The sequence below is a fragment of the Glaciecola sp. XM2 genome, from assembly GCF_018595715.1.
Taxonomy (GTDB): domain Bacteria; phylum Pseudomonadota; class Gammaproteobacteria; order Enterobacterales; family Alteromonadaceae; genus Glaciecola.
In genome coordinates, this window is sequence record NZ_JAHEOJ010000025.1 from 234,490 (window position 1) to 259,612 (window position 25,123).

Annotated in this window: 26 protein-coding genes; 10 read left to right on the forward strand and 16 right to left on the reverse strand. The window is 45.2% G+C overall.

Annotated elements, in window-relative coordinates; all coding sequences use genetic code 11:
* The first annotated feature begins 137 nt into the window (after positions 1–137).
* Genes KJ365_RS13090 through KJ365_RS13100 form a run of 3 tightly spaced genes read left to right on the forward strand, consistent with a single transcriptional unit; the run spans position 138 to position 3,199 of the window.
* Positions 138–1,340, forward strand: a complete 1,203-nt coding sequence (locus tag KJ365_RS13090) for an anhydro-N-acetylmuramic acid kinase (RefSeq protein ID WP_214452113.1) — start codon at positions 138–140, stop codon at positions 1,338–1,340.
* A 10-nt stretch (positions 1,341–1,350) separates the two neighbouring features.
* Complete coding sequence (nagZ, locus tag KJ365_RS13095; protein ID WP_214452114.1) at positions 1,351–2,373, forward strand: beta-N-acetylhexosaminidase; 1,023 nt, start codon at positions 1,351–1,353, stop codon at positions 2,371–2,373.
* A gap of 10 nt (positions 2,374–2,383) precedes the next feature.
* Positions 2,384–3,199 carry a cache domain-containing protein gene (locus KJ365_RS13100; RefSeq protein ID WP_214452115.1) on the forward strand — a complete coding sequence of 272 codons (816 nt, stop codon included), beginning with the start codon at positions 2,384–2,386 and terminating at the stop codon, positions 3,197–3,199.
* 71 nt (positions 3,200–3,270) lie between these two features.
* Here KJ365_RS13100 and KJ365_RS13105 read toward each other — a convergent pair whose 3' ends face one another.
* The 11 genes from KJ365_RS13105 to arfB all read right to left on the reverse strand — a co-directional run bounded on the left by KJ365_RS13105 (position 3,271) and on the right by arfB (position 15,237).
* Positions 3,271–3,672, reverse strand: a complete 402-nt coding sequence (locus tag KJ365_RS13105) for a hypothetical protein (RefSeq protein ID WP_214452116.1) — start codon at positions 3,670–3,672, stop codon at positions 3,271–3,273.
* Entirely contained in the window at positions 3,672–5,285 is a 1,614-nt protein-coding gene (locus KJ365_RS13110; protein WP_250884217.1) for a S41 family peptidase, read from the reverse strand. Before KJ365_RS13110 ends, KJ365_RS13105 begins: the two co-directional genes overlap by 1 nt.
* A 644-nt stretch (positions 5,286–5,929) precedes the next feature.
* The gene (gene prpF, locus KJ365_RS13115) at positions 5,930–7,102 is read right to left on the reverse strand and encodes a 2-methylaconitate cis-trans isomerase PrpF (protein WP_214452117.1); all 1,173 of its coding nucleotides are present in this window, start codon (positions 7,100–7,102) and stop codon (positions 5,930–5,932) included.
* An 82-nt stretch (positions 7,103–7,184) separates the two neighbouring features.
* Entirely contained in the window at positions 7,185–9,770 is a 2,586-nt protein-coding gene (gene acnD, locus KJ365_RS13120) for a Fe/S-dependent 2-methylisocitrate dehydratase AcnD (protein ID WP_214452118.1), read from the reverse strand.
* A gap of 107 nt (positions 9,771–9,877) precedes the next feature.
* Positions 9,878–11,002 carry a bifunctional 2-methylcitrate synthase/citrate synthase gene (gene prpC, locus KJ365_RS13125; RefSeq protein WP_214452119.1) on the reverse strand — a complete coding sequence of 375 codons (1,125 nt, stop codon included), beginning with the start codon at positions 11,000–11,002 and terminating at the stop codon, positions 9,878–9,880.
* Between the two features lie 54 nt (positions 11,003–11,056).
* A complete protein-coding gene (prpB, locus tag KJ365_RS13130) occupies positions 11,057–11,929 on the reverse strand; it encodes a methylisocitrate lyase (RefSeq protein WP_214452120.1) in 873 nt (290 codons plus the stop codon).
* The gene (locus KJ365_RS13135; RefSeq protein WP_214452121.1) at positions 11,926–12,591 is read right to left on the reverse strand and encodes a GntR family transcriptional regulator; all 666 of its coding nucleotides are present in this window, start codon (positions 12,589–12,591) and stop codon (positions 11,926–11,928) included. The genes prpB and KJ365_RS13135 overlap by 4 nt, the downstream gene beginning before the upstream one ends.
* 776 nt (positions 12,592–13,367) lie before the next feature.
* On the reverse strand, positions 13,368–13,697 hold the full coding sequence (locus tag KJ365_RS13140; RefSeq protein ID WP_214452122.1) for a hypothetical protein: 330 nt from the start codon (positions 13,695–13,697) through the stop codon (positions 13,368–13,370).
* A gap of 168 nt (positions 13,698–13,865) precedes the next feature.
* Positions 13,866–14,417, reverse strand: a complete 552-nt coding sequence (locus KJ365_RS13145) for a peptide deformylase (RefSeq protein WP_214452123.1) — start codon at positions 14,415–14,417, stop codon at positions 13,866–13,868.
* Positions 14,407–14,757 carry a Fis family transcriptional regulator gene (locus KJ365_RS13150; protein WP_214452124.1) on the reverse strand — a complete coding sequence of 117 codons (351 nt, stop codon included), beginning with the start codon at positions 14,755–14,757 and terminating at the stop codon, positions 14,407–14,409. The genes KJ365_RS13145 and KJ365_RS13150 overlap by 11 nt, the downstream gene beginning before the upstream one ends.
* A gap of 66 nt (positions 14,758–14,823) precedes the next feature.
* Positions 14,824–15,237, reverse strand: a complete 414-nt coding sequence (gene arfB / locus KJ365_RS13155; RefSeq protein ID WP_214452125.1) for an alternative ribosome rescue aminoacyl-tRNA hydrolase ArfB — start codon at positions 15,235–15,237, stop codon at positions 14,824–14,826.
* Positions 15,238–15,457: 220 nt separating this feature from the next.
* Between arfB and KJ365_RS13160 the strand changes: the two genes are divergently transcribed.
* From KJ365_RS13160 to fghA, 3 genes are all read left to right on the forward strand, one after another.
* Positions 15,458–16,141 (forward strand): DUF4097 family beta strand repeat-containing protein, encoded by a 684-nt coding sequence (locus KJ365_RS13160; protein WP_214452126.1) that lies wholly within the window; start codon positions 15,458–15,460, stop codon positions 16,139–16,141.
* A gap of 154 nt (positions 16,142–16,295) precedes the next feature.
* Positions 16,296–17,426: an S-(hydroxymethyl)glutathione dehydrogenase/class III alcohol dehydrogenase gene (locus KJ365_RS13165; protein WP_214452127.1), complete on the forward strand. Its 1,131-nt coding sequence runs from the start codon at positions 16,296–16,298 to the stop codon at positions 17,424–17,426.
* A 17-nt stretch (positions 17,427–17,443) separates the two neighbouring features.
* Positions 17,444–18,280 (forward strand): S-formylglutathione hydrolase, encoded by an 837-nt coding sequence (gene fghA, locus KJ365_RS13170; protein ID WP_502793492.1) that lies wholly within the window; start codon positions 17,444–17,446, stop codon positions 18,278–18,280.
* A gap of 160 nt (positions 18,281–18,440) precedes the next feature.
* Here fghA and KJ365_RS13175 read toward each other — a convergent pair whose 3' ends face one another.
* From KJ365_RS13175 to KJ365_RS13185, 3 genes are all read right to left on the reverse strand, one after another.
* Positions 18,441–18,914 carry a DUF2721 domain-containing protein gene (locus tag KJ365_RS13175; RefSeq protein WP_214452129.1) on the reverse strand — a complete coding sequence of 158 codons (474 nt, stop codon included), beginning with the start codon at positions 18,912–18,914 and terminating at the stop codon, positions 18,441–18,443.
* A gap of 176 nt (positions 18,915–19,090) precedes the next feature.
* Positions 19,091–19,297 carry a transcription antiterminator/RNA stability regulator CspE gene (cspE, locus tag KJ365_RS13180; protein WP_214452130.1) on the reverse strand — a complete coding sequence of 69 codons (207 nt, stop codon included), beginning with the start codon at positions 19,295–19,297 and terminating at the stop codon, positions 19,091–19,093.
* A gap of 369 nt (positions 19,298–19,666) precedes the next feature.
* Positions 19,667–19,876 carry a penicillin-binding protein gene (locus KJ365_RS13185; protein ID WP_214452131.1) on the reverse strand — a complete coding sequence of 70 codons (210 nt, stop codon included), beginning with the start codon at positions 19,874–19,876 and terminating at the stop codon, positions 19,667–19,669.
* A gap of 110 nt (positions 19,877–19,986) precedes the next feature.
* Between KJ365_RS13185 and KJ365_RS13190 the strand changes: the two genes are divergently transcribed.
* From KJ365_RS13190 to KJ365_RS13200, 3 genes are all read left to right on the forward strand, one after another.
* Entirely contained in the window at positions 19,987–21,147 is a 1,161-nt protein-coding gene (locus KJ365_RS13190) for an iron-containing alcohol dehydrogenase (protein WP_214452132.1), read from the forward strand.
* A 35-nt stretch (positions 21,148–21,182) separates the two neighbouring features.
* On the forward strand, positions 21,183–21,620 hold the full coding sequence (locus tag KJ365_RS13195) for an acyl-CoA thioesterase (RefSeq protein WP_214452133.1): 438 nt from the start codon (positions 21,183–21,185) through the stop codon (positions 21,618–21,620).
* 109 nt (positions 21,621–21,729) lie between these two features.
* The gene (locus KJ365_RS13200; protein ID WP_214452134.1) at positions 21,730–22,029 is read left to right on the forward strand and encodes a hypothetical protein; all 300 of its coding nucleotides are present in this window, start codon (positions 21,730–21,732) and stop codon (positions 22,027–22,029) included.
* A gap of 286 nt (positions 22,030–22,315) precedes the next feature.
* Here the strand turns inward: KJ365_RS13200 and KJ365_RS13205 are convergent, their stop codons facing one another.
* Together KJ365_RS13205 and KJ365_RS13210 are read right to left on the reverse strand one after the other, a co-directional pair.
* A complete protein-coding gene (locus KJ365_RS13205) occupies positions 22,316–22,750 on the reverse strand; it encodes a CBS domain-containing protein (RefSeq protein WP_214452135.1) in 435 nt (144 codons plus the stop codon).
* A 76-nt stretch (positions 22,751–22,826) separates the two neighbouring features.
* Positions 22,827–23,597 (reverse strand): AsmA family protein, encoded by a 771-nt coding sequence (locus KJ365_RS13210; protein WP_214452136.1) that lies wholly within the window; start codon positions 23,595–23,597, stop codon positions 22,827–22,829.
* A 220-nt stretch (positions 23,598–23,817) separates the two neighbouring features.
* Here KJ365_RS13210 and KJ365_RS13215 point away from each other — a divergent pair, with 220 nt between their 5' ends.
* On the forward strand, positions 23,818–25,098 hold the full coding sequence (locus KJ365_RS13215) for an O-acetylhomoserine aminocarboxypropyltransferase/cysteine synthase family protein (protein ID WP_214452137.1): 1,281 nt from the start codon (positions 23,818–23,820) through the stop codon (positions 25,096–25,098).
* The last annotated feature ends 25 nt before the right edge of the window (positions 25,099–25,123 follow it).

The window sequence follows — 25,123 nt, forward strand, 5'->3', positions numbered from 1 at the left end:
AACAACACTATCGATAAAGTTTAAAGCACAGGTATTTTTTGTGACACAATCAAAATCATACTCAGGTATGAAAGTAGAGCGGGTTGCTGTTATCATCTGCATCATAACAATAACGTCATGCCATTGGATTACTGTGAATGAATCGGCAGCTTAAGGCCTTGTTTGACATCGCAAACAAAGACGAGAAATGGATTATAGGCACTATGAGCGGTACTTCTCTAGATGGCCTAGACATTGCCCTTTGCAAAGTTAAAGGGCACGGTAAACAAACCACGCTAGAGCTGGTTCATTTCACTACCCAGCCTTACCAACAAGACTATAAAGACTTGATAACGCCTTTATTTGCCAACTCTGATGCAAGGCTTGAAGATGTGTGCCTAGCGAATACATGGGTTGCACATAAGCACGCGGCCATGATCAACGAAACGCTCGCAGGCTGGCATCTACAAGCAGATGACATCGATTTACTTGCCAGTCATGGTCAGACGGTGTTTCATGCTCCGCGCCATTCACATAGTCAGCCCAACATGCCTAACGCGACCTTGCAAATTGGCGATGGAGACCATATCGCCCAGCTCACCGGTATTATTACGATCAGTGACTTTAGACAAAAGCATGTCGCTGCAGGTGGAGAAGGTGCGCCAATGGTGAAGTACGGAGATTACTTACTGTTTGTGGACGATAACGAATATCGGGTACTGCTGAACTTAGGTGGGATAGCAAATCTTAGCGTTATTCCGCCAAAGGCCTATTTTTCAGACATTATCAGCACCGATACAGGGCCTGCCAATACGTTCATGGATGCACTTGTACAACAACATTTAGCGCCTAAACGTTATGATCATAACGGTGAGCTTGCCGCTAAAGGGGTGATTGACGACGCATTACTCACTAAATTGCTGACACATCCTTTTTTAACCCTGCCTTGCCCAAAAAGCACCGGTCAAGAGGCCTTCAGCATCACGTGGCTGAACGAGCAACTGACACAATGCAACTTGACCGACATCGCGCTTGAGGACATGTTAGCAACCTTATGTGCTTTTAGCGCTAAGTGCGTTGCCAACGCTATCAACCAGTTGATTCCTGCACAGCAAGCGTTAACCATATATGTGAGTGGTGGTGGTGCCCACAATGCGCAGTTATTGGCATACATAAACGCTTACCTGCCGAACGCCACGCTCAAAAGCATGAGCGCCTTGGGTATTAATGTGGATGCTAAAGAAGCCGCTTTGTTTGCCTTACTGGCAAATGAATGCATTTGCTCAGACGCCTCTGTTACCTTTGCTAACAGTAGTCATGCGCCTGCCGTGAGCATGGGCAAAATTTGTTTACCGAACTAATGGTCATCTTGTGAATACGCCTAATAACCTGATTATTTCACCAAGCACATTGCGACTTACACAGCAAGAGAAGCAGCTGTTTGCGCAACTTAACCCATGGGGCATTATTCTTTTTGCACGTAATATTGAAAGCCCCGAGCAAGTGCATGCCTTATTAAACGATATTAAAAATACCTTACAGCGAGAATCGCTAGTGGTGCTGATTGATCAAGAGGGAGGACGCGTATCTCGCTTACCCAAAACGCACTGGCGTATTCCCCCGAGCCCACAAGTGTTTGCGTCGCTGTTTATGCAATCGCCACAGCGAGCAAAGCGTGCTTGTTATATTAATAATGCACTGATTGGCCACGAGCTCAAATCATTGGGGATAAACGTCAATTGTGCTCCCATGCTAGATATTCCGCAAAAAGACGCTGCAGACATTATTCATGAGCGAGCATATGGTGCAACGGTGCAGCAGGTCATAGCCTTAGGTGAGCAGGTCATTGAGGGTCTGCACGCTGCCTCGGTAGAGCCCGTCATAAAACATATGCCAGGACATGGCCGCGGACGCTGCGACTCACATTTTGAGCTACCTACGGTAGAGGCCGACATCGATACACTATCGCAAATAGATTTTGCGCCATTTCGTGCCTTTAACAAATGTTCGATGGCCATGTCTGCGCATATCGTATATGAGCAAATTGACGCTCAATTGCCCGCCAGTATCAGCAGTACCGTGATAAACGATATCATACGTGAAAACATTGGCTTTGATGGTCTGATCATGACCGATGACATCAATATGCAAGCCTTGAGTGGCACTGTTGCGCAGCGTGCTACAGCGGCCATTCATGCTGGAGCGGATGTTGTTTTGCATTGCTCGGGTAAGTTAGACGAAATGCAAATGCTACAAGACGTGGCAACACCACTTAAAGGGAAGAGTTTGCAACGAGCAAGCTCTGCGCAGCAACGCGCGTGTGCAGCAATGCCCGATATTGACGTCAACGCGTTGTATCACGAATTAAACCAGCTACTGAGCACTCATGCATAGAGGAGCAATCATGCGTCATTCTCATCAAAAGCGTCCACAGGTATTACTGATTATTGATTTTTTAAGTGTCGTATTGATTTGTGCGCTGTTTATGTTTACTTCCTTTAACATTAGCGCGAACGAAGATGACTTGCAGCAGGCGAACCATACATTAGCACTAGAAAACCTCAGCCAGAGCATTGATGCTCGCATTGCTCAAATGAAGTTAATCGCCAAAACAATCGCTAACGATAGCCACATTCACAACTGGGTAGATGAGGGCTTTAACGCTAAACAAGAGCCTCTTTTAGTGGAAAAGTTAGGCTTTTTAGTCGAAGAATATGGCTTAACAAGTGCCTCTTTTGCCGACAAAACCACCCATAAATATTGGAATCACGAAGGCTTTTTACGTGTACTGCAACCTGATATAGACACATGGTATTTCGCCTATTTGCGCGGTGGACAAGAGAATTTGATCAGCGTATATCACGACCAAAATAAGCACCGCGTGGATGTTTATGTCAATTATCAACAAACTGATGGGAATGGCTTATCGGGTGTAGCAACATCATTTGATGGCGTTGTGACGATGCTAGAAACATCCTCGTTTGCCCAACAGGGCGAAGTATACCTGGTGGATGCTCAAGGAAAGGTGCAAGTACATGCAAATGAGAGCGTCGCCGGCAATGCGACCTTACAAACTCTCTATTCAAGCAGCATTTCATCTAGTTTGCTCACACCAAACACCCCTAGTTGGATTAGCGTGAGTGACAAGCAGCGAACGCGCTTAGGCGCCAGTTACATTCCAAGTATGGGGTGGTATCTGGTGGTCGCAATTGACGAGTAAAAATAAAAAGGCGGCTGTGTAATTAGCCGCGCTTTACCTATATATTGGTTTGGTTAAGGTCGCTAGCGGCCTTAATTTGCTTCACATGTAACATTGGGGACGAGCACGAGCTGACCCGTTCTTTCATGCATGATGCTACACGTACCTTCGATTGTTTTTAAGAAAAACCGCTCTGCAGTGCCAACGCCGTCTACGCCACTGGAAATATCCCGCCCATTGATCACTTGCCCCGTAACATTGGATACGCGCTGGCGGTCTATCACCAATTCTGAACTATCAACGAATACATCGTTACTGACAGGGATATTCTGGCCATTGAAAAAAGAGGATAGTGCTTGTTGCACTGCTGCTGCATTTTCAGCGCTCGCTTGGCTAAATCGAGCGTTTTGCATATCTTGCTCTGTACTATTACACCCTCCAAGTAAGAGGCCGCAAGATAATACGGTTATCCACATTAATGCACGTTTTTGCATTAGTTCACTCCCTTACCCATCATTGATCGATCTTCGTTGATAATTGCGTCTAGATAAGGATTGGGGGTGCGGATGGCGCGACCATCTGGGTCGTTGCGATCACGCTTGTTCAGCGATGCAGGTTGAGGTGCGATGCTCGGGCACTCATTATTTTCAGCAAAATAAATCGCCGTGCTAAGTAATGCCTCATCCACAGAGCCCAGTGGGTTGCTAAAATCATCGGCAACCGTACATCCTAATACTTGGTCTTGGAATACTGGGCTAGCCACGGGAGAAAAACCATCAGAAAACTCGCCAAACCCCTTGGCATTTACACCTTGAAACTGAATGGTAAAGTAGGTAGTGCCACAATTATCTTCTGGTACAAACCCAAACGGCTTGCCACAGGTTGTATCACCAATTAAGACCACTTCTACATCAATACCTAACAAGCTATTGATAAGTGACTCACTGGCTGAGCAGGTGTTTTCACTAGACAATATGAAAACTCTGGCGAGCTCTGGGCTAGGAAGATCATTGCTGGTAAACACGCCGTTTACGTAGTCAATTTCGCGGTCATAAAACGGCGTGCCCGGTGGATTAGCCGTCTTGCTGTTATATACTAACTGCTCAAATATGCGGTTATTGGTTTGGTTAGGGCCAGCAATCATGTATGCAATTTGCGAAGATAATGCGAGCAAGCCACCGCCGTTATAGCGAAGATCAATAATGACATCGGTTACCGTATCATCAACAAAGCGCTGAAAAGCCGAAATCAAACCAGGCTGCGCAGGGGATATGAAGGAGTTAAATTGCATATATCCAATACGGCCAGCAGCAGTATCAAAAACATTTACATTTTGTACAGGGCTTAACGCAACCACTGTAGAGGTTAACTCAACGCTAAGTGGTTCATTTGACGCGGTCACAAGTTCAAACGTATGCACTGCCCCTGGGTCACCTGAAAACAAAGCTGCATTGATAGCGTCGATTTCATCGCCATCATTGGTATTCACAAAGTCAATGCCATCAATCCGTTTTAAGCTTGCGCCTCTAGGAAGCCCAGCACGGGCGGCAGGAGAGTTTGGCTCTGTGTAACGCACAATAAGCTCTCTTGGCGCAGTATTGGCGACAAACTCCCATGAAATACCATACCCTGAGCTAGTGCCCGATTGCGTCCGTTGGTTATATTCAGCTGTCGATTGGCTAAAGTGAAAGTTATCTTTTAATTCGCCTGACGCTGTCACCGCATCGGTTTTTAACTGATCGAAGTAGTCAGGAATCGAAAAGTTATTAGGATTATTATCAGGTACTTCATCAAACCAGAGGTAGGTTTCATTGGTCCAAGAGCGCAACCACAACTTTTCAGTCAACGCAGAGCCTGCTCTATCTGGAAACACTTCTCCGGTAAACGGGTCAGTTCCTGAGCGAGGCGCTTCGCAGCGTGCGACAAATTGGTTACTAGGTGCATAGACACCGGCGGTCCATGTAGGCTGACTAGGCGGCGGAGGTGATGTAGATGGTCTTTGAGGTGCTGGGCTGCTGTTGCCACCGCCTCCACCACAACCTACCAATAACGAGGTAAAGAACAAGCCCATAAGGGGCAGAAAAGTTTTCTTAAATTTATGACTCATATACATGGACCACTACTTCATCTTATTAAGGGCCAGACCGCTAGCCATAGACACTGGCGACCATATATTAATAATGCTTTACCCAAACTAATCATTCCAACGTGAGAATGAAAGTTTTTACAAGCGCCTAGCGTATAGTCTTTAGATGAATGTGGTCAAGAGAATCGGGAGTTTTAGCATAAAAAGGTGTAAAGTCACTAATGTTGATTGCGCAATGTCTCTTTGTTGTAGCATGCCAGCAGGCCTCTAGAACCCCAATTGATTGAGTCGTACCAGCGTCACCATAACCACTAAAAAGTATCTACCAAAAGTCACTATTTGACTGTCGTTTTCTTCAAGTATTTTCATGATTATTAGCCTCCGTGCATCGCATCGTATAAACCGTTACCGATCTCGCTGCCAATCTTATCGAAGGCATTGCAACCATATCCCGAAATGAAAATCGCCCAGACGCCAAGCGCAATCGCTCCACCACTAACATGCTCAAGGTGAGCTTGATTTAATTCAGTCATTATTTTTTAAATTATGTTTTGTATTAAACACGCCTTTAAATAAGGCGTGTGACTGAATCATCGGTGATCTTGGGCTTTTTGAAAACTGTACGTGAGGCTAGAGTTTGTGCTCCTTTAGTATCAGAGGCGATACTAAACTGGAATGCGCACAAACCCTTCCATCAAGACTCTAGCACTTCGGCTCATTGCCACCTTTTCAACCTGCCACTCACCGTCACTGCTAGTGGCGCTTGCGCCCACTGTTAAGGTGCCCGACGGATGACCAAAGGTTACTTGCGTGCGATCACCGCCGCCTGCAGCCAAATTCACCAATGTACCTGGAATCGCGGCAGCAGTGCCTATGGCTACAGCAGCCGTGCCCATCATGGCATGGTGCAGTTTACCCATCGATAATGCTCGAACAAGGACGTCGATATCAGATGAATTTACCGCCTTATCGCTTGAACTAACATAATCTTGTGGAGGCGCAACAAAGGCGATTTTAGGCGTGTGCTGGCGCTGAGCGGCTTCGGCTAAGTCGCTAATCAAGCCCATTTGCAAAGCGCCATAGCTGCGCATCGTTTCAAATCGAGCAAGTGCTTGTGAGTCGCCATTGATGGCACCTTGCAGTTCAGTACCGGTATAGCCGATATCTTTAGCGTTAAGAAAAATGGTGGGAATGCCTGCATTGATGAAGGTTGCATCAAACTCTCCAATACCGGGTACGACGAGCTTATCAACTAAGTTGCCGGTAGGAAAAAGTGCACCCTCACCATCTGCGGGGTCAACAAACTCTACCTTTACCTCAGCGGCTGGGAATGTCACACCATCAAGCTCAAAGTCCCCTGTTTCTTGCACCTTACCATTAGTGATTGGCACATGGGCAATAATGGTTTTTTCAATGTTTTGCTGCCAAATCATCACCTCACAAATACCGTTTTGAGGGATCTTAGCTGCATCCACCAGCCCATTTTCAATAGCAAAAGAGCCTACCGCAGCGGTTAGGTTGCCGCAGTTTCCGCTCCAGTCAATGTGGGGTTTATCAATCGCTACCTGACCAAACAGGTAGTTAACGTCATGCCCTTCTTTATCTGCACGGCTCAATATCACGGTTTTGCTTGTACTTGATGTTGCACCGCCCATACCGTCTGTATGTTTACCATAGGGATCGGGACTGCCAATCACCCGAAGCAAAACATCATCACGCGCCTGACCGGGGACTTGGGCCGGAGCAGGCAAATCATCTAGCTTAAAGAACACGCCTTTACTTGTGCCACCGCGCATGTAAGTGGCAGGGATTTTTTGTTGGGGGGCAAAAATCGTCATGAGAATTCCTATAAAAAGAGAATAGGCAGAACAAGCGCTTGACCTGTTCTGCCTAAATTGCACGCGTATTGTTTTTGATAAACTAGCTTGCGCTTGCCAAAAAGTCTTGAGCAAAACGCTGCAGTACGCCACCGGCCGCATATATAGAGACTTCTTCAGCGGTATCGAGGCGACACGTAACAGGCACCGTAAGCTGCTCGCCGGTGGACTTAGTGATAATCAAAGACAGATTAGTACCTGGCTTGCACTCGCCTTTAACATCAAAGGTTTCTGTGCCATCTATACCAAGCGTTTTGCGAGTTACTCCTTCTTTAAACTCCAGCGGCAATACACCCATACCTATCAAGTTTTGACGGTGAATGCGCTCAAAACCTTCAGCAACAATGGCCTCTACACCGGCGAGTCTTACGCCTTTTGCAGCCCAGTCTCTTGAGCTACCTTGCCCATAGTCCGCACCTGCAATGATGATTAGTGGTTGTTTACGATTCATGTAGGTTTCAATTGCTTCCCACATACGCATGGTTTTGCCTTCTGGCTCCACACGCGCATATGAGCCCTGCTTAATCTCACCGTTCTCTGATACCATTTCATTTAATAACTTAGGATTAGCAAAAGTAGCGCGCTGAGCGGTTAAATGATCACCGCGGTGAGTCGCATATGAGTTAAAATCTTCCTCAGGCAGCCCCATTTTATGCAGGTATTCACCAGCTGCGCTGTTCATCTGAATCGCATTAGAAGGCGATAAATGATCCGTGGTGATATTATCGCCTAGCACCGCTAGCGGGCGCATACCGGTAAGTGTGGGCTCACTCGCTAATGCACCCTCCCAATAGGGTGGGCGACGAATATAGGTCGACATCTCGCGCCAATCATAAAGCGGATTAAGGTTTGCCTCTTCTACTTTTAAATCGAACATCGGCTCGTAAACTTTTCGGAACTGCTCTGGTTTGACCGACGCTTTTACTACCGCATTGATTTCCTCGTCAGTGGGCCAAATGTCTTTTAGCAGTATTGGCTTACCTGCAGCGTCAAACCCAAGGGGATCTTTTTCTATATCAAAACGGATGCTACCGGCAATGGCATAGGCAACAACTAAAGGCGGAGAAGCTAAGAAGGCTTGGTCAGCATGGGGGTGAATACGCCCGTCGAAGTTTCGGTTACCTGAAAGTACCGCCGTTGAGTAGAGGTCGCGACGCTTGATCTCTTCTTCGATTTTTGGATCTAAGCGGCCACTCATGCCATTACACGAGGTGCAGGCGAATGCAACCACGTCAAACCCAAGGGTCTGTAACTCTGGCAATAACTCTGCCTCTTCTAAATACAATTTAACCGTTTTAGAGCCAGGCGCAAGTGACGTTTTTACCCATGGCTTACGCTGCAGTCCAAGCTTATTGGCGTTGCGCGCGATAAGACCTGCGGCAATCATATTGCGTGGGTTGCTCGTATTGGTACAGCTCGTAATCGCGGCGATAATCACCGCGCCGTCGGGCATTTCATCCCCATTCACTTCATATTTAGCTGCAATGCCTTTACTGGCCAAATCGGCGGTAGCCAAGCGTGCATGCGGGTTTGACGGGCCAGCCATATTTCGGCCAACCGATGATAAATCAAACTTAAGGATGCGCTCGTATTCCGCTTCAACCATCGAATCAGCCCATAGACCAGTGTGCTTGGCATACTGCTCAACCAATTTCACTTGCTCGTCATCTCGGCCGGTGAGGGTGAGGTAATCAATCGTTTGCTCGTCGATATAAAACATGGCGGCAGTTGCGCCATATTCTGGGGTCATATTTGAGATGGTGGCGCGATCGCCTAGGGTTAAGTGGCGAGTACCTTCGCCGTAAAACTCTAAATAGGAAGATACCACGCGCTCTTTACGTAAAAACTCCGTAAGTGCTAATACGATATCAGTTGCCGTTATGCCTGCCTGCGGCTTACCGGTTAATTCAACACCAATAATGTCGGGTAAACGCAAGTAAGAAGCACGACCGAGCATGACACTTTCGGCTTCAAGGCCGCCCACACCAATCGAGATCACGCCGAGCGCATCTACCATTGGGGTGTGGCTATCAGTACCCACTAATGTATCTGGAAAAGCGACGCCATCGCGTATTTGCACTACCGGCGACATGCGCTCCAAGTTTATTTGATGCAAGATACCGTTGCCCTGCGGAATAACATCGACATTTTTAAAGGCAGTTTTGGTCCAGTTGATAAAGTGGAAGCGATCTTCGTTTCGTCTGTCTTCAATGACGCGGTTTTTTTCAAAGGCATTTTCTTCGTAACCGGCGTGCTCGACCGCTAACGAGTGATCAACGACGAGTTGCGTGGGAACTACTGGGTTAACTTTTGCTGGATCGCCGCCTTTGAGTGCAATGGCATCGCGCAAACCAGCGAGGTCTACTAGCGCCGTTTGACCAAGAATATCGTGACAAACTACGCGTGCTGGAAACCATGGAAAGTCTGAATCACGACGACGATAAATGATTTGCTCAAGTGCTTGCTGCAAATCTTCAGGGGGACATCGTCTTACCAAGTTCTCAGCATACACTTTTGATGTGTATGGTAGGCCTTTATAAGCATCTGGTTTAATCGCGTTTACAGCGGCTTCAGTGTCAAAATAATCTAACTTGCTGTTAGGTAAGGGTTTGCGATATTCGTAATTCATGTTTCCTCCAATGCGTTGAAGTCAATACTGTGTTGTGGTGCAAGCTTCCTCCCTACGAATTCGTTGTCAATTCGCAAGGGAGCAAATTTGCTATATGTCCGCTGCGCTTAACCGCGCTCAGCAATAGGCGGCACGTCACGGATGTCTTCACCCGTATAGTCAGCAGATGGTCTAATGATGCGATTGTCTGCACGTTGCTCCATCACGTGAGCAGCCCAACCGGTCAGACGTGACATAACAAAAATAGGCGTGAATAATTTCGTTGGGATCCCCATGAAGTTATACGCTGATGCATGGAAGAAATCTGCATTACAGAAAAGCTTCTTCTCGCGCCACATCACTTCTTCACATTTCACCGACACCGGATATAAGACGGTATCACCCACTTCTGCCGCTAACTTTTCTGACCAACCTTTAATGATTTCGTTGCGAGGGTCTGACTCAGAGTAAATCGCGTGACCAAAGCCCATAATTTTATCTTTACGCGCTAACTTAGCCATCATTTCTTCTTCGGCATGCTCTGGTGATGTAAAGCCTTCAATTAACTCCATAGCCGCTTCGTTAGCGCCGCCATGTAATGGACCGCGCAGTGATCCAATCGCACCGGTAATACATGAATGCATATCCGATAAGGTCGATGCGCAAACACGAGCGGTAAACGTTGATGCATTAAACTCATGCTCCGCATACAAAATTAACGATACGTGCATGACCTGCTCGAACAGCGCTTTTGGTTTTTCACCATGCAAGAGGTGTAAAAAATGTCCGCCGATTGAATCGTCATCGGTCTCTACGTCAATGCGCACGCCATCGTGGCTAAAGCGATACCAGTAACAAATAATCGATGGGAAACACGCTAACATGCGGTCTGTCACTTCGTGCTGCTGCTCAAAGCTATCTTCCATTTCTAAATTGCCTAGCATTGAACAACCGGTACGTAATACATCCATAGGGTGAGCATTCGCCGGGATGCGCTCAAGCACGTCTTTTAGGGCTTGCGGCAAACCGCGCAAACCTTTAAGCGTCGTTTTATATTCGTCTAACTGAGCTTGCGTAGGCAAGTCGCCCTTGAGAATTAAATATGCCACTTCTTCAAATTGACATGTTTCGGCTAGATCTTTTACATCATAGCCACGGTAGGTAAGACCCGAGCCGGATACGCCTACGGTAGAAAGTGCGGTTTTGCCTGCAACTTGACCGCGAAGGCCTGCGCCACTGAGTACTTTTGCCATTTTTTACTCCAATTCTTACTAATTAAATTAAGTGAATGTGTGTGCTAATTTGAATTATTTTTGTTGTGCAAACAGCTCATCAAGCTTTTGCTCATAGTCGTGATAGCCAAGATAATCATAAAGGTCCATGCGCGTTTGCATGGTATCGATAACGGCTTTTTGATCGCCATTGGCCAAGATTGACTGATATACATTTTCAGCCGCTTTGTTCATCGCTCTAAAGGCACTTAATGGATAAAGCACCATGGCTGCGCCCCACTCTCCGAGCTCTTTTTTGTTCCATAACTCAGTTTGTCCAAACTCTGTTATGTTTGCCAAGATAGGAACATCTAGCGCATCAGCGAACGCGCGATAATGTTCTTCGGTTTTAATTGCTTCTGCAAAAATACCGTCTGCACCGGCTGCTACATAGGCTTTTGCCCGCTCAATCGCCGCTTCTAGCCCTTCTTGAGCGAATGCGTCGGTACGTGCCATGATGAAAAAGTCTGGGTCGGTGCGTGCATCTACGGCCGATTTGATTCTGTCGACCATTTCTTGTGTGCTTACGATTTCTTTATTTGGGCGATGTCCACAACGTTTTTGGGCTACTTGGTCTTCCATATGCACCGCAGCTGCGCCCGCCTTTTCCATATCGCGAATGGTTTTAGCGATGTTAAACGCGCCACCCCAGCCAGTATCGATATCGACCAATAAAGGCAGGCTGCTTGCCGCAGTAATGCGCTGCACATCGGCCAGTACATCATTTAAAGACGTCATGCCAAGGTCGGGCAAACCATATGATGCGTTAGCAACACCGCCACCAGACAGGTAGATAGCCTTGTGACCAATCTTTTGTGCCATTATGGCGCTGTAGGCGTTGATGGTACCAACAATCTGTAAGGGTGTATTTTCAGCTAACGCTGCGCGGAATTTTTTACCTGCACTCATGGAATAGTCCTCAGTTTGGCTTCAATGTTATTTTTTGAATAAAGAATGTGGCGACGCATGAGCAGCTCAGCTAACTCCGCATCGCGATGGGATATTGCTTGTACGATATTGGTATGCTCGGCAAACGCCGTAGTCACGCGCGGTCCAGCCATGCCAAGCTGAACCCGATACATACGCACTAAATGATAAATATTATTGGTGAGCATGGAGATTAACTGCTGATTATGACTGCCAAGAACAATACGATAATGAAAGTCCACATCACCCGCTTCTTGGTAGTATGACTCACCGTTTTTCACTTGTTTTGCGTGATTATTTAAAAGGCTCTGTAGCTCTTCGATTTCATCATCGCTCATGTTTTGCGCCGCTAATCTTGCAGCCATGCCTTCGAGTGCTTCACGCACTTGATACAGTTGAATGAGGCCGTCTAACGTAAGCGTGACCACTTTCGCGCCTACATTTGCCTTGCGCTCAACCAAGCTAGCGTTTTCTAAGCGGTTGATTGCCTCTCGCACCACTGCTCGACTGACACCATAATTTGTCGACAATTCAGCTTCACTTAATTTTGCACCCGCCTTGATAACACCCTCCACCACATCTGCACGCAAGGCAATAAATGTCTTGTCTGATGAGGTTACAGGGGCTTCTTGAAAAGGCGACATGAAAAGCTCGTTGAAGTTGGATTGTCGACAATATAGAGAGTTTTGAGGCTTATTTCAAGGGATACTACGACAAATGTCTAAGCTACCAGTGAATTTTCAAGGATACGGGTTTAGGCCAAGCTCACGTATCGCTCAATGTTATTTTGCATAGTGCGGTTACTTTAGCCGTGGATTAAAAGCTGTTGGCCTAATTTTTATTGTGATGGCATATCGCCAGTCTCTGTGTCCGCAGTGTAAAAAAACTTGCAGACAACGGCTGGTCAATCAAACAATATAGAAGCTGCGGTGTTAAGCGCACCTAGTAAGCACTTAAACCGCTCACAAGCTCGCTAGATAAACAACTACGTAGGCTTAGCTTTGCGTCAATGTTAGTGGGTAAGATCAACGAAATAGGTTGTTAATGAAATCGAATAAAACAACAGTTGCCGGTTTAGCTTTTATTTTAGTCTTTGTGTCTTTGGTGCTTACATACAGTTATGTAGTAAACCTCTCATCTACAGTATCCGCGATTACCGGATATTTATTTGCAATCTTTTTGTTGCCATTACTTGCGTGTCTGGCTTTTTCTTTCACGATAAATCAAACTATTGCAAAAACGCTGAATAAAAAACAGAAACTGATAATTTTACTGCTCCCTTCTTTAGCAGTATTGTGTATCAACTTAGGTTTTTTCTTTCTCTTTCACTATATTGGAACGCATTGATAAGTTCGCATAACAACACAATCAGCCGCCTCGGAACTCTGTTTCGACGCTTCCCGCTTACATAGCAAATGACCTACGCTTTTGCATGCAATTCGTGAGGTTCAGTTGTTTTACATGCTAAGTAAAACAATACCAGCGCCGCAATTTTGGTTAGGTGAATAAAGGCTGAAACAATAAACAAAGCTCCACCAATCTCTACGCTGCTTTGCATAAAACTCACCCCAATATGACTAAGCGAAGCAACCAGAGCGATCATGATGAACATACCTAACTCACGCGGGGAAATGGGTTTTTTGTTTGCTCTTACGTCTTTAAAATAAACTGCGTAGTAAATGAGTGCAGGGAGCACAGACATGAAAACAGTCGCAATTGCCATACTTTTTAACAGGGGGTTTCTATTCATTACTGCTCCTTAAATTTGAGCGCGCAGAATACCGCCTTTATAATAAATATCCATTCGAAATAGCATTGCTTATATATCAGGTTTCGCTTGATATCTCTTTTAAGACCTCGCGTAACATGGGAGTCATAGCTATTTAGTGCTCATAATTTCTGTAAAACTTTACAAAAACTACCCGGCCATGTACGCCATCATTTCCTTGACGACTTTAAGTCGCTCTGGATTGTCATTGAGCATGTAGTCTATGCTCTGTAGCCGCTGGTGATCTTCAATTCGGTCGAGGAAAAACACACCATTTAGATGGTCGACTTCATGTTGCACCAAGCCTGATTCTTCACCTGTCATGGTGCGCGTTTGCGCATTTCCGTATTGATCTAAATAGCTGACCTCAACTTGCTGATGCCTTAAGACCACACCACGCACGTTATACAAACTAAAGCACTCTTCTTCAAACTCAAACATCTCACTAGAAAGTGAAGTGAAGCTCGGGTTTATCATCGGTACAAATTCACCATCTAAACGCAGCATAATCGCGCGAATGGGTTGCCCCACCTGGGGCGCAGAAACTGCATTACCATTTTCGTCAGAGATTGCTTTTATGCCATTGAGCACATCTTGCATAAGTTTTAGAGTAGATTGTACTACTTCTGAGGATACATCTTGCGGCGCAACCTCTTTTGATACTTTCCGTAGTATGGGATGCCCTAGCTGTTTAATGCGCATAATCTAATCTCCTGTTCCAATCACCCTGATGCTCGCGGGTGCATGCTTCTTCTGTGTCAAAAATCACGTGCTTTTTGGGATGTTTGAGTAAAAAACCCGATTTTAATAACGCGCCATGAATACGTTTGATCAACAATACCGTTTGCTCTGTTTCTTTTGCAAGATGTAAGGATTGGTCAGTATCAAATACACAACGCACCACTAAACTACCCGGAAAGTTTGAATAGTCGGCGGTATGTGTCAGCCAGTCAAACCCGAGTACGTCTTGCTTACACTGCTCACATGCTATTGTGAGTGCCTGAACAACCTGCTTGTCTAACTTCTTGATGGTTTTTTTCATGTGTTAATAAATAATCCCAGTTAAACATTGACCATAACGTCCGTGTAGACTCTATAACCTCAACGATTAAAAATCGACCTTCTTTCGCAATGCCTTGTTCATACCGTTGCGCTTTTTGGCATCTACCCGCTTCTTTTTAGCATTTAAGCTCGGACGAGTCGCTCGCCTAGGTTTTTTCTCGACTAAAACAGAGGCAATCAGCGCTTTTAAGCGAGCAATCGCATCGTCTTTGTTTTTTTCTTGGGTGCGGTGCGACTGCGCCTTGATCACAACAATGCCCTCTTTATTGATACGCGAGTCAGAAAGCACGAGCAAGCGCGCCTTATATTTTTCAGGCAAGGTGGATTGTGCAATATCAAATCGCAAATGAATCGCTGTTGCGACCTTATTGACGTTTTGCCCGCCGTTGCCCGCTGAGCGAATAGCGCTCAGTTGATACTGGTCTTCGTCAATATGGATATTGTGCGGCAAAGAAATCACGTAACGGAGTAAACCTTTTCATTTATGACTGCGACACATCAATATGCCGCATATGTCTATTAGACCAATTATTGAGAGTTTTGACTAATGAATAATAAAATCGGAAATTTCATTAGCCTGTAACTTATTGTTTTTCATGAATTTTAATGCTGGCATACATTGTGCTAATTACCCACATGCAGCACTTACCCATATTGCTTATAATAAAAAGGAATCATACATGACTAAGCGAATGAAATTACCTGTTTATGGTTTTATTGGCATTATCGCCGCAACATTAATACTCACCGGATGCATTATTCACGTTGGCGCAAGCGATGGAAAAGGCGCATATACTTACACTGATGGTGATGATTACACCAGCACCAACAAATCCGTGAAAGTCGCTAAAGGACTGACGGTTGGCGAAGTATCGTCGGTAAATGGTTCATTATCTCTAGATGACAATGTCACGGCCGAAGAGGTCAGTAATGTGAACGGGCGCATTCGTATTGGTGATAACGTGACTGTAGAAAGCGTCAGTATCGTCAATGGGTCTATCAATATTGGCGAGGGTTTTAGCGCTTCAGAAGATGTAAGCACGGTAAATGGAAACATTAATATCGAGCAAAACAGCAACGTGGGTGCCAGTATTACCACAGTTAATGGTGACGTCGATTTAGACAACGTCACGGTGGCTGAAAATATTGTTACTGTCAATGGCGATATCGCCCTGCTCAACGGCACTATTGTAGAAGGCGATGTGCGATTTGAACGCAAACCACAGCGCAATAACCGCTCTAACCGACCACCCACCCTGAAAGTAGACGCTTCATCACAAATACGCGGTGCAATCATTATTTATGATGAGGTCAATTTCGAATTTGCCGACCCTACATTGATGGATAAAGTGCAGCGCAGATAACCCTTTCAAATACTTCATCTCTCCCGATGGCAGCGCGGCACTCACAATTTGGTGAGGCCGCAATAGCTGCAGCGCAACAAAAACAGCGATCCACATTGCAACTATTGCGTATTTCATCAACACTTAGAGCATCTAAACAAAATGATGGAACACCATGACCGCTAAAACTATTCAATGTAAAGCCGCAGTAGCCTGGGGCCCCGGACAAGCGCTTAAAATAGAAACTGTCGATGTAGCCCCTCCTAAAGCGGGCGAAGTAAGAGTGAAGCTGACGGCAACAGGCGTATGCCATACCGATGCATACACGCTTTCAGGTGATGACCCCGAAGGCGTATTCCCTAGCATATTAGGCCATGAAGGCGGCGGAATTGTTGAATCTATTGGCGAAGGCGTAACAAGCGTAGAAGTTGGTGATCACGTCATTCCACTTTACACGCCCGAATGCGGAGAGTGTAAGTTTTGCACCTCTGGCAAAACTAATTTGTGTCAGAAAATTCGAGGCACTCAAGGTCAAGGCTTAATGCCCGACGGCACATCACGCTTTTCGATAAATGGCGAAGTGATTTATCATTATATGGGTACTTCTACCTTCTCAGAGTATACCGTATTGCCTGAGATTTCGTTGGCAAAAGTTAACCCTAAAGCGCCACTTGAAGAAGTATGCTTATTAGGATGCGGCGTAACCACTGGCATGGGCGCAGTCATGAACACGGCAAAAGTCCAAGCCGGCGATACAGTCGCGGTGTTTGGTTTAGGCGGCATTGGCCTTTCTGCAATCATCGGTGCCACCATGGCAAAGTCTGGTCGCATTATTGCTATCGATATTAATGAGCGTAAGTTCGATTTAGCGCGTCAACTCGGCGCAACAGACTGCATTAACCCAAATGATTACGACAAACCCATTCAAGAAGTAATTGTCGAGATGACCGACGGCGGGGTCGACTTTTCGTTCGAGTGTATCGGCAATGTGAAGATTATGCGCAGCGCCCTTGAATGCTGTCACAAAGGTTGGGGAGAGTCGATCATCATTGGCGTAGCCGGCGCAGGACAAGAAATTTCGACTAGACCATTTCAGCTAGTCACCGGCAGGGTATGGCGTGGCACAGCGTTTGGCGGTGTTAAAGGGCGTTCTGAATTACCTGATTATGTGGAGCGTTACATGGCCGGAGAATTCAAATTGGATGACTTCATTACGCATACCATGGGTCTTGAAGACGTGAATGAAGCATTTGAATTAATGCATAAAGGTGAATCTATTCGCTCTGTCATTCACTTTAATAAGTGAGGGATAATATGACTGATATAGCCATTAGCAAACTTAGCAGTACGCTTAGCTTTCAAGGTGTTCACGAGCAGTACTCGCATGTTTCAAGTAGTAATCATTGCACAATGAAATTTGCGATTTATCTGCCACCTCAAGTTAAGCAAGGTCAAAAAGTTCCGGTGCTGTATTGGCTATCGGGCCTCACCTGTACAGATGAAAACTTTATGCAAAAAGCCGGCGCGCATCAGTTCGCCGCTAAGCACGGTATCGCCATTGTTGCCCCCGATACCAGCCCTCGAGGCGATGATGTAGCAGACATCGATAGCTATGACTGTGGCAAAGGCGCTGGTTTTTACCTCAATGCGACACGCATGCCATGGGCAAAGCATTATCACATGTACGACTATGTGTTAAATGAACTTCCGGCTCTTATCGAGGCGCATTTTCCAGTATCAAACAAGCGCGCTATCAGCGGCCACTCTATGGGCGGGCACGGTGCATTAACCATTGCGCTGAAACATCCAGAAAAATATGTTTCAGTGTCAGCGTTTGCGCCCATCGCTAATCCCACAGGTTGTCCTTGGGGGCAAAAAGCATTTTCAACGTACTTGGGAGATGATGAGTCTACTTGGAAACATTACGATGCAACATTGCTAGTAGATAAAGCAAGCGCTTACTTACCTACGCTTATCGATCAGGGCAGCGCTGACAATTTTTTACAAGATCAATTAAAACCAGAGGCGTTGATTGAGGCTGCTAAACGTGCTGACTATACCATTGGGTTTCGCATGCAAGAAGGTTATGACCATAGTTACTATTTTATTGCGAGTTTTATCGAAGATCATATCGCTTTTCATGCGCAGCACTTAACCTAGGAGTTAAAATAGTGGCATGCATCCACTATTTTACGGTCAAATTATTCTATTTTTCGCTTGTTAAGCGCTCACCCAGTGAGTGCTTACATACATCAAAATCCTTTAAAATCAACATATTTCTTTAAAACCCCTAAATCGAAGAATCATCCGGCCTTGCGCCCTATTCATCGTTAACTTTTTCCTTTCTCGTCAAAATTTCAGGCCCAATCTTCAAGGTTGCGGTTGCTACACTGACTTCAAAAAAGAACGATAGTAGCCCCCCGGTCATCAATATTAAAGCAAGTATAAATGTACTTAAAATAGCCACATCTAAACTAGGCGCGACTAAACCGTTTACTAATAACAATATAACATCTATACAAATGGTCACGGCAGCGGCGATTAAAAACGTAATCGCCCAGTTGGCAAAGCGCATACGGCGTCGAAGCGAGCGGATCTCAATTTTAGCTTGCGCACTGTCTTTAAAAGTCTGTGCGCATTCGCCACCCTCTTCAAAAGATCGCGCGCGGTCAATCACCCTGGCTAACCGCCCGGTTACAACATTTACCATGGTGCCAATGCCTACTAGTAAAAATACAGGAGCAAGTGCAAGCTGAATGAGCTTCACCGCGGATTCGGCGATCGTTAAGTCCATGATGCACTCCTAGGAACTTGGCTGTTGTTAATGATTTGGCACAATCTCATGACAGTGCTCTTAAAAGCATATTACGTAAGCTTTTAATATCAATCAATAAATCACCAGACCTTAATTTATAGGCATAAAAAAAGCCCCGACACCAAAATGTCAGGGCTTTTGAAATCAATAATAGCTTAAAGAGCTACGATGTTCTCTGCTTGAGGGCCTTTTTGACCGTCAGTTACAGTGAACTCAACTTTTTGGCCTTCAGCTAAAGTTTTGAAACCGTCGCCAGAGATTGCGCTGAAGTGTGCAAACACGTCAGGACCAGATTCTTGAGCGATAAAGCCGAAGCCTTTAGATTCGTTAAACCATTTAACCGTACCGGTAGTTTTAGACATAATAATAACCTGTAATAAAAAATTGTTAATAGTGCTCACTTGCAAAATGCAAATAAACGGGTGTAGCTGAAATTAGAGACTGATACTTAAAACTGCAGGACGATGTAATATGAATAAAACAATGTAATGTAGGGTAAAGAATAGACTTCTCTCTAGCTAAGGCGGATATTACGCCCTTTTTTTTAGAATGTAAAATCTTTTTATTTATCGATAACACTTTGTTTCTTTTTACAATAAATCAGCGCGGACATACATCATGCGTCTAACGCATTCATCTAAATCAACAAACAGCGAAAAAGTGAGCAGTAATGTAGTTACGGGATGACCGGTATCTTCATCCCTATTTTCTTGTATGCTAGGTTTGCGCGGCTAGTAGCATGAGTTTGGTGTGCTGTCAGGGTTAATATCGCCGCTCACTTCGTCGGGGTCAACGTCGTGATCTAATAGCACTCCACGCACAAACTCAATGTGTTCAAGAACATTTTTGTAATTTTCACCGTATTCATATTTATTTACTTCAATTGCTTGTGGCATGTAAGTAAAAGCAATTTTTAGTGCAAGTAACTCATCATCTTTCATCGTATTGGCGCCAAAATATAGATAAAATGTAAACGAAGCTAATGGAAGTTCGGATCGTTGTTGCAACCACCGCGTAACAATAAAAGAAACTATTGAAAGGAATCACATTTATGCATGCTTTTGAATTTCATGCGCCAAAGAGCATCATCTGCGAAGCGAACGGGATTTTAAAATTACCCAGCTTATGCGCCAAATTGGGCATTCACAGGCCGCTTGTGGTTACCGATGCCGGCTTGGTCAAGCATGGATTATTAGATGAGCTTACCAAAAGCTTCAGGCAAGCCAACTCAACAATTGCATTATCCATATTCGACGAAGTAGAAAGCGACCCTAGTGAAGCAACCGTGCTTAAGGGGATTGACCTTTGTAAAAGCCAGGCGTGCGACGGAGTCATCGGCTTTGGTGGTGGCAGTCCTATGGATGTGGCAAAAGTGATTGCATCAGCATCTAGTCAGACAGTGTTGCCCAGTATGTACGGTATAGATAACGTGACTGAGCGTTCGTTGCCCTTAGTCCTAATCCCGACAACATCAGGTACCGGGTCGGAAGTGACCCCCATTGCGATTTTAACAACGGGGAAAACCACCAAAGCAGGTATTGTTTCTGCGCAGTTAATTCCTGATGTGGCAATACTAGATGCACACCTTACCCTTAATTTACCCTCTCATGTGACAGCCGCGACCGGCATTGATGCGATGGTACACGCCATCGAAGCATATACTGGCAAGCACAAGAAGAATATTTACTCCGACATGTTGGCTACCAAAGCCTTAAGCTTGCTATCGAGTAATATCAAAACAGCGACATTTGACGGTCATAATCTAGCAGCACGACAAAACATGTTGCTTGGTGCTTGCTTTGCTGGCCAAGCATTTGCCAATTCACCCGTGGCGGCAGTGCATGCTCTAGCATATCCACTTGGCGGACATTTTCATATTCCCCATGGCTTGAGCAATGCTTTAGTGCTGCCTTATGTCATGCGCCACAATCTGAGTGCATGTCATCAGCTTTATGCAGAGCTAGCAGTGCATATCATGCCGCACAATATCGATAAGCAAGACTCGATGGACCTTGCACGCAGCTTAATTGAGTATATTGAAATGCTCATAATCGACTTGAAGTTGCCCACTCAATTACGTGCACTGAACATCACCCTAGAAGATTTACCGAAGCTAGCAAGCGAAGCGATGCTGCAAACACGCTTGCTTATTAACAACCCTAGGGAAGTCACCCAAGATGATGCCCTGCGCATCTATCAGCAGGCGTTTTAAATTTTTCATGTGTCCTTCAGGAGCATCTATACCCCATGAGTAAACCTACTGCAGAAACCTTAAACGACTATGTAGCGTTTTTTGATATCACCACACGATGGATGGATAACGATGTATATGGGCACGTGAATAATGTTGTCTACTACAGCTATTTTGACTCGATAATCAATCAATACATGATTGAGAAAGACGTACTGGACATTCATCACGGTGATCAAATAGGCTTAATGGTGCAATCTCAATGTCATTATTTCGCTTCAATTGCCTTCCCCGACAAAATATCCGGGGGAATAAGAGTGAATCGGCTTGGCAATAGCTCTGTGGAATATGGCGTTGCGATATTTAAAGAAGGTCAGGAAAGTGCATGTGCGCAAGGCAGTTTAACGCATGTGTTCGTGCAGCGAGATACGCAAGTACCCAGTGCTATCACCGGCGAATTACGTCTGGCCCTAGAAAGTCTATTGGTATCTTAAATAGTGGCAATAATGCAATAAGTGGAAGTTGTTTTACAACCACTACGAGTATGCAACATAACATCCTGTATATGATATACAAACTCCAGATAAGAAGAGTGTTTTGAACATGAGCATAACACCAAAATCAAAAGCCTCTTGGGCGATTTTTATGATTGGTCTAGGTTCTCTATTGTTCTCGATGTGGGTGCAAGGACGTATGTGGCAAGTGGAGATGGGGTTAAGACCCGTATCAAGCGGCGGCGGGGAATATATGATGGCTTTGTTTGTTGGAGTCCCTTCATTGCTTGTTTCCATTTTGTTGCTCAGTTTTGCGGCATTTCGTAAGCAGTGGCAATCCGCTATCGGTGTAGGCGCGTTTGGTCTGTCTCTCATCCTACTCGTGGGCTTCGTTATTGTGGGTACCTAAATTCTACGGTTGGAAATCAATATTTAAGCCATGCTTGATTGGCGTTTGTTTTTATTAGGCATGTTTGCCAACCAAATCATCAGCGAAAATTATTGCTTAATCTATAAATAACGATGTAGCTCGACAGGCCCTTATGGGGCAATTAGCCGACGGATTAAAAGGACTAAATTAGACATACAAAACGTAATTTCAAACATCCACATAGCCGTTATTGTTTCGTTATGATTTTAAAAGCTTGGATAACCACTTGGTAAAAAGCATTTTATTGATGTTTTCACTTTCCCATCTAAGTGTGAGTTTTGTTCACTTTTTTCTCATGATTTTGCCCAATGACACGCAAAATATCACGCCAGCTCACAATCCCTACTGGTTCAAAATGTTCATTTACAATAGGAATGCACGAAATGCTGTGTTCATTGAAGATAGCAATGGCATCGTACACATTCGCATCGGCCGTGAGGGTGATGGGTTTACGCGTCATGATTTGGTGCGCTTTACGGTTTAGCGTTAATTTGTCGCGCACCTTTTCATTAGCTGTACCAACAAACGGACTTGTCGCTTTCAGTAAGTCTCTATCGGAGATGACGCCATAGAGTTTTTTATCTTCAACCACTAACAAATGATGGAACTTAACATTTTCAAAAATTTCTTTTAATACCTTCAACGTATCATCAAACTCCACCGTTACAATCGGTTGAGTCATAAGTTTTTTAATCAGCATTTGCACCCCGCCATAAAAGACTACATTGAAAATAATGAGTCGGCACAGGCATCATGAGGGCCTGCGCCTTGTAAAGCTACCTATTGAGTAAGTCTTTAAGTTTATCTTTACCTTTTTCTATCAGCTTGTCTTTTTCTTCTTCAAGTTTCTCTTTGGCTTTTTCTTCTAGGCGTCTTTTTGCTTCTGCTTTTGCTTGTTCAATCACGTTGTCTAGCATCGCTTCGACAATCGCGGCGCCAACTTGATCTGCAGGCAGTCCGTTTGGCATGCCAATTGACCCTGCATTAAATGTTGGAAGCGTGATTTCATAAGACTTCGTATCAAACTGCAAATCGCCAGTATTGAGCTTTTCAAAATCTAATTTAAGACGCACGTTACTGACCGTTACATTTTCAACTATCACTAACGGATTCGGTCCTGCGCCAGTATCTGCTGGCGGCGCATCTGACTTAGGAAGATTAGCGCTTAAGTTATCTTTTAATACAATCAGGTTGCCCTTTCCAGATGCATCAACTTCATAAAGCACTTCTGGCGCGTTAACGCTCACGGTTTGCACTACATAAGGCTCGCTAGTCATAGCGCCTAAGTCTAATACTACAGACTCAAGGCTAAACGCGTCAGCAACGCTGAAACCTTCAGGGTTTTCAACGTCCAAATCGTTAATGGTCAAACGCCCCTCGGTTACCGATAAATCCACATTGAATACGGTTACCGGTGTGCCTAAAAACTTACTTCCCTGCTGCTCAATTTGGGTGCGGATAAAATCGCCTGCACCGCTGAACGCATACCAAATACCGCCAGCAAGCACCGCTAGCAACAAAGCTGTGACTAAAAGACCCTTTTTCATCTGTATTTCCTTTTATTAACCATCTATTTTGAGCCAAACCAACGTCTATAAATGATCATACCCTACAATCATTACGACGGTCTCTTACTATTGACGTTACTATAACAAATTAGTGCATTTTTTTATGGTTATTGCATCTGAAATTATTGCGTCTCTCCTCAGCTTCTGTAATGGTAACCTTTGGCCAAAATTTGATCTCACAACACCACATGGAGCACTTATGAAACCCGAGACGATTGCCCTGCATGCAGGTTATAGCAGTGAAGCCACCACTAAGGCTGCCACCACGCCCATTTATCAAACCACCTCATTTACCTTCGACAACACGCAGCATGGTGCTGACCTTTTTAATTTGGCGGTCCCTGGCTTTATTTACAGCCGTATTATGAATCCTACTAATGATGTGCTTGAGCAAAGAGTCGCTGCGCTCGAGGGTGGTATTGGTGCGCTAGCGGTTGCCTCGGGTATGGCGGCTATTCGTTATGCGATTGAAGCGATTGCTGAAGTGGGCAGTAACATTGTTAGCACCAGTCAGCTATATGGCGGCACATATAACCTATTTGCGCACACTTTTCCTCGTCAGGGTATAGAAGCGCGCTTTGCAAAATCTGATGATTACGACAAGGTAGCGGCACTCATTGATGAAAACACCCGCGCCCTATTTTGTGAATCCATTGGCAACCCTGCCGGTAATGTTGTGGATATTGAGCGATGGGCGCAAATTGCTCACGATGCTGGCGTACCCTTAATCGTCGATAATACCGTCGCTACCCCAGTATTGTGCCGTGCATTTGATCACGGTGCAGATATTGTTATTCACTCCCTAACTAAATACATAGGCGGGCATGGCACCACTGTTGGCGGCATTATTGTTGACTCAGGCAAATTTGACTGGGCTGCAAACAGCGAGCGTTTTGCCATGATGACCACTCCCGACCCTTCTTATCATGGGGTGGTTTACACAGAAGCGTTGGGGCCTGCAGCGTATATTGGCCGCTGCCGCGTAGTACCTTTGCGTAATACCGGCGCTGCACTTTCAGCAAGCAGCGCCTTTCAAATCATGCAGGGCTTAGAGACGCTTGCGCTGCGCATGGAAAGGCATTGTGAAAATGCCGAAAAAGTTGCAGCCTACCTACAAGCCCATGATGCGGTTGAATGGGTTAACTATGCAGCATTGCCCAACAGCCCGTATTACGAAACCTGTCAAAAAATCTGCAAGGGTAAGGCGGCTGGGATCATAAGCTTTGGTATCAAAGGCGGTATTGAGGCAGGCGCGAAGTTTATTGATGCGCTCTCGTTAATCCTGCGTCTTGTGAACATTGGCGATGCAAAATCATTAGCGTGTCACCCTGCTAGCACTACTCATCGTCAGTTAAGTCCAGAGGAGCTTGCGAGTGCAGGAGTGTCAGAAGAAATGGTGAGGATTTCAGTGGGCATTGAGCACATTGACGACATACTAGCCGATATTGAACAGGCGCTTAAGAGCAGTCAAACGGCATAAAATGCATAACGCGGTTAGGTGCTAG

Coding starts and splice junctions, on each gene's coding strand:
- KJ365_RS13105 (WP_214452116.1), bottom strand. CDS start 3,672: ATGCAAAAACGTGCATTAATGTGGATAACCGTATTATCTTGCGGCCTC.
- KJ365_RS13150 (WP_214452124.1), bottom strand. CDS start 14,757: ATGAAAAAAACCATCAAGAAGTTAGACAAGCAGGTTGTTCAGGCACTC.
- prpB (WP_214452120.1), bottom strand. CDS start 11,929: ATGAGTGCAGGTAAAAAATTCCGCGCAGCGTTAGCTGAAAATACACCC.
- acnD (WP_214452118.1), bottom strand. CDS start 9,770: ATGAATTACGAATATCGCAAACCCTTACCTAACAGCAAGTTAGATTAT.
- KJ365_RS13205 (WP_214452135.1), bottom strand. CDS start 22,750: ATGCTGATTAAAAAACTTATGACTCAACCGATTGTAACGGTGGAGTTT.
- KJ365_RS13185 (WP_214452131.1), bottom strand. CDS start 19,876: ATGAAAGATGATGAGTTACTTGCACTAAAAATTGCTTTTACTTACATG.
- KJ365_RS13135 (WP_214452121.1), bottom strand. CDS start 12,591: ATGTCGCCTTTTCAAGAAGCCCCTGTAACCTCATCAGACAAGACATTT.
- KJ365_RS13200 (WP_214452134.1), top strand. CDS start 21,730: ATGAGCATAACACCAAAATCAAAAGCCTCTTGGGCGATTTTTATGATT.
- prpC (WP_214452119.1), bottom strand. CDS start 11,002: ATGGCAAAAGTACTCAGTGGCGCAGGCCTTCGCGGTCAAGTTGCAGGC.
- KJ365_RS13210 (WP_214452136.1), bottom strand. CDS start 23,597: ATGAAAAAGGGTCTTTTAGTCACAGCTTTGTTGCTAGCGGTGCTTGCT.
- KJ365_RS13160 (WP_214452126.1), top strand. CDS start 15,458: ATGACTAAGCGAATGAAATTACCTGTTTATGGTTTTATTGGCATTATC.
- KJ365_RS13215 (WP_214452137.1), top strand. CDS start 23,818: ATGAAACCCGAGACGATTGCCCTGCATGCAGGTTATAGCAGTGAAGCC.
- KJ365_RS13145 (WP_214452123.1), bottom strand. CDS start 14,417: ATGCGCATTAAACAGCTAGGGCATCCCATACTACGGAAAGTATCAAAA.
- KJ365_RS13190 (WP_214452132.1), top strand. CDS start 19,987: ATGCATGCTTTTGAATTTCATGCGCCAAAGAGCATCATCTGCGAAGCG.
- KJ365_RS13165 (WP_214452127.1), top strand. CDS start 16,296: ATGACCGCTAAAACTATTCAATGTAAAGCCGCAGTAGCCTGGGGCCCC.
- KJ365_RS13100 (WP_214452115.1), top strand. CDS start 2,384: ATGCGTCATTCTCATCAAAAGCGTCCACAGGTATTACTGATTATTGAT.
- KJ365_RS13140 (WP_214452122.1), bottom strand. CDS start 13,697: ATGAATAGAAACCCCCTGTTAAAAAGTATGGCAATTGCGACTGTTTTC.
- KJ365_RS13195 (WP_214452133.1), top strand. CDS start 21,183: ATGAGTAAACCTACTGCAGAAACCTTAAACGACTATGTAGCGTTTTTT.
- KJ365_RS13175 (WP_214452129.1), bottom strand. CDS start 18,914: ATGGACTTAACGATCGCCGAATCCGCGGTGAAGCTCATTCAGCTTGCA.
- cspE (WP_214452130.1), bottom strand. CDS start 19,297: ATGTCTAAAACTACCGGTACGGTTAAATGGTTTAACGAATCTAAAGGC.
- KJ365_RS13090 (WP_214452113.1), top strand. CDS start 138: ATGAATCGGCAGCTTAAGGCCTTGTTTGACATCGCAAACAAAGACGAG.
- prpF (WP_214452117.1), bottom strand. CDS start 7,102: ATGACGATTTTTGCCCCCCAACAAAAAATCCCTGCCACTTACATGCGC.
- KJ365_RS13110 (WP_250884217.1), bottom strand. CDS start 5,285: ATGAGTCATAAATTTAAGAAAACTTTTCTGCCCCTTATGGGCTTGTTC.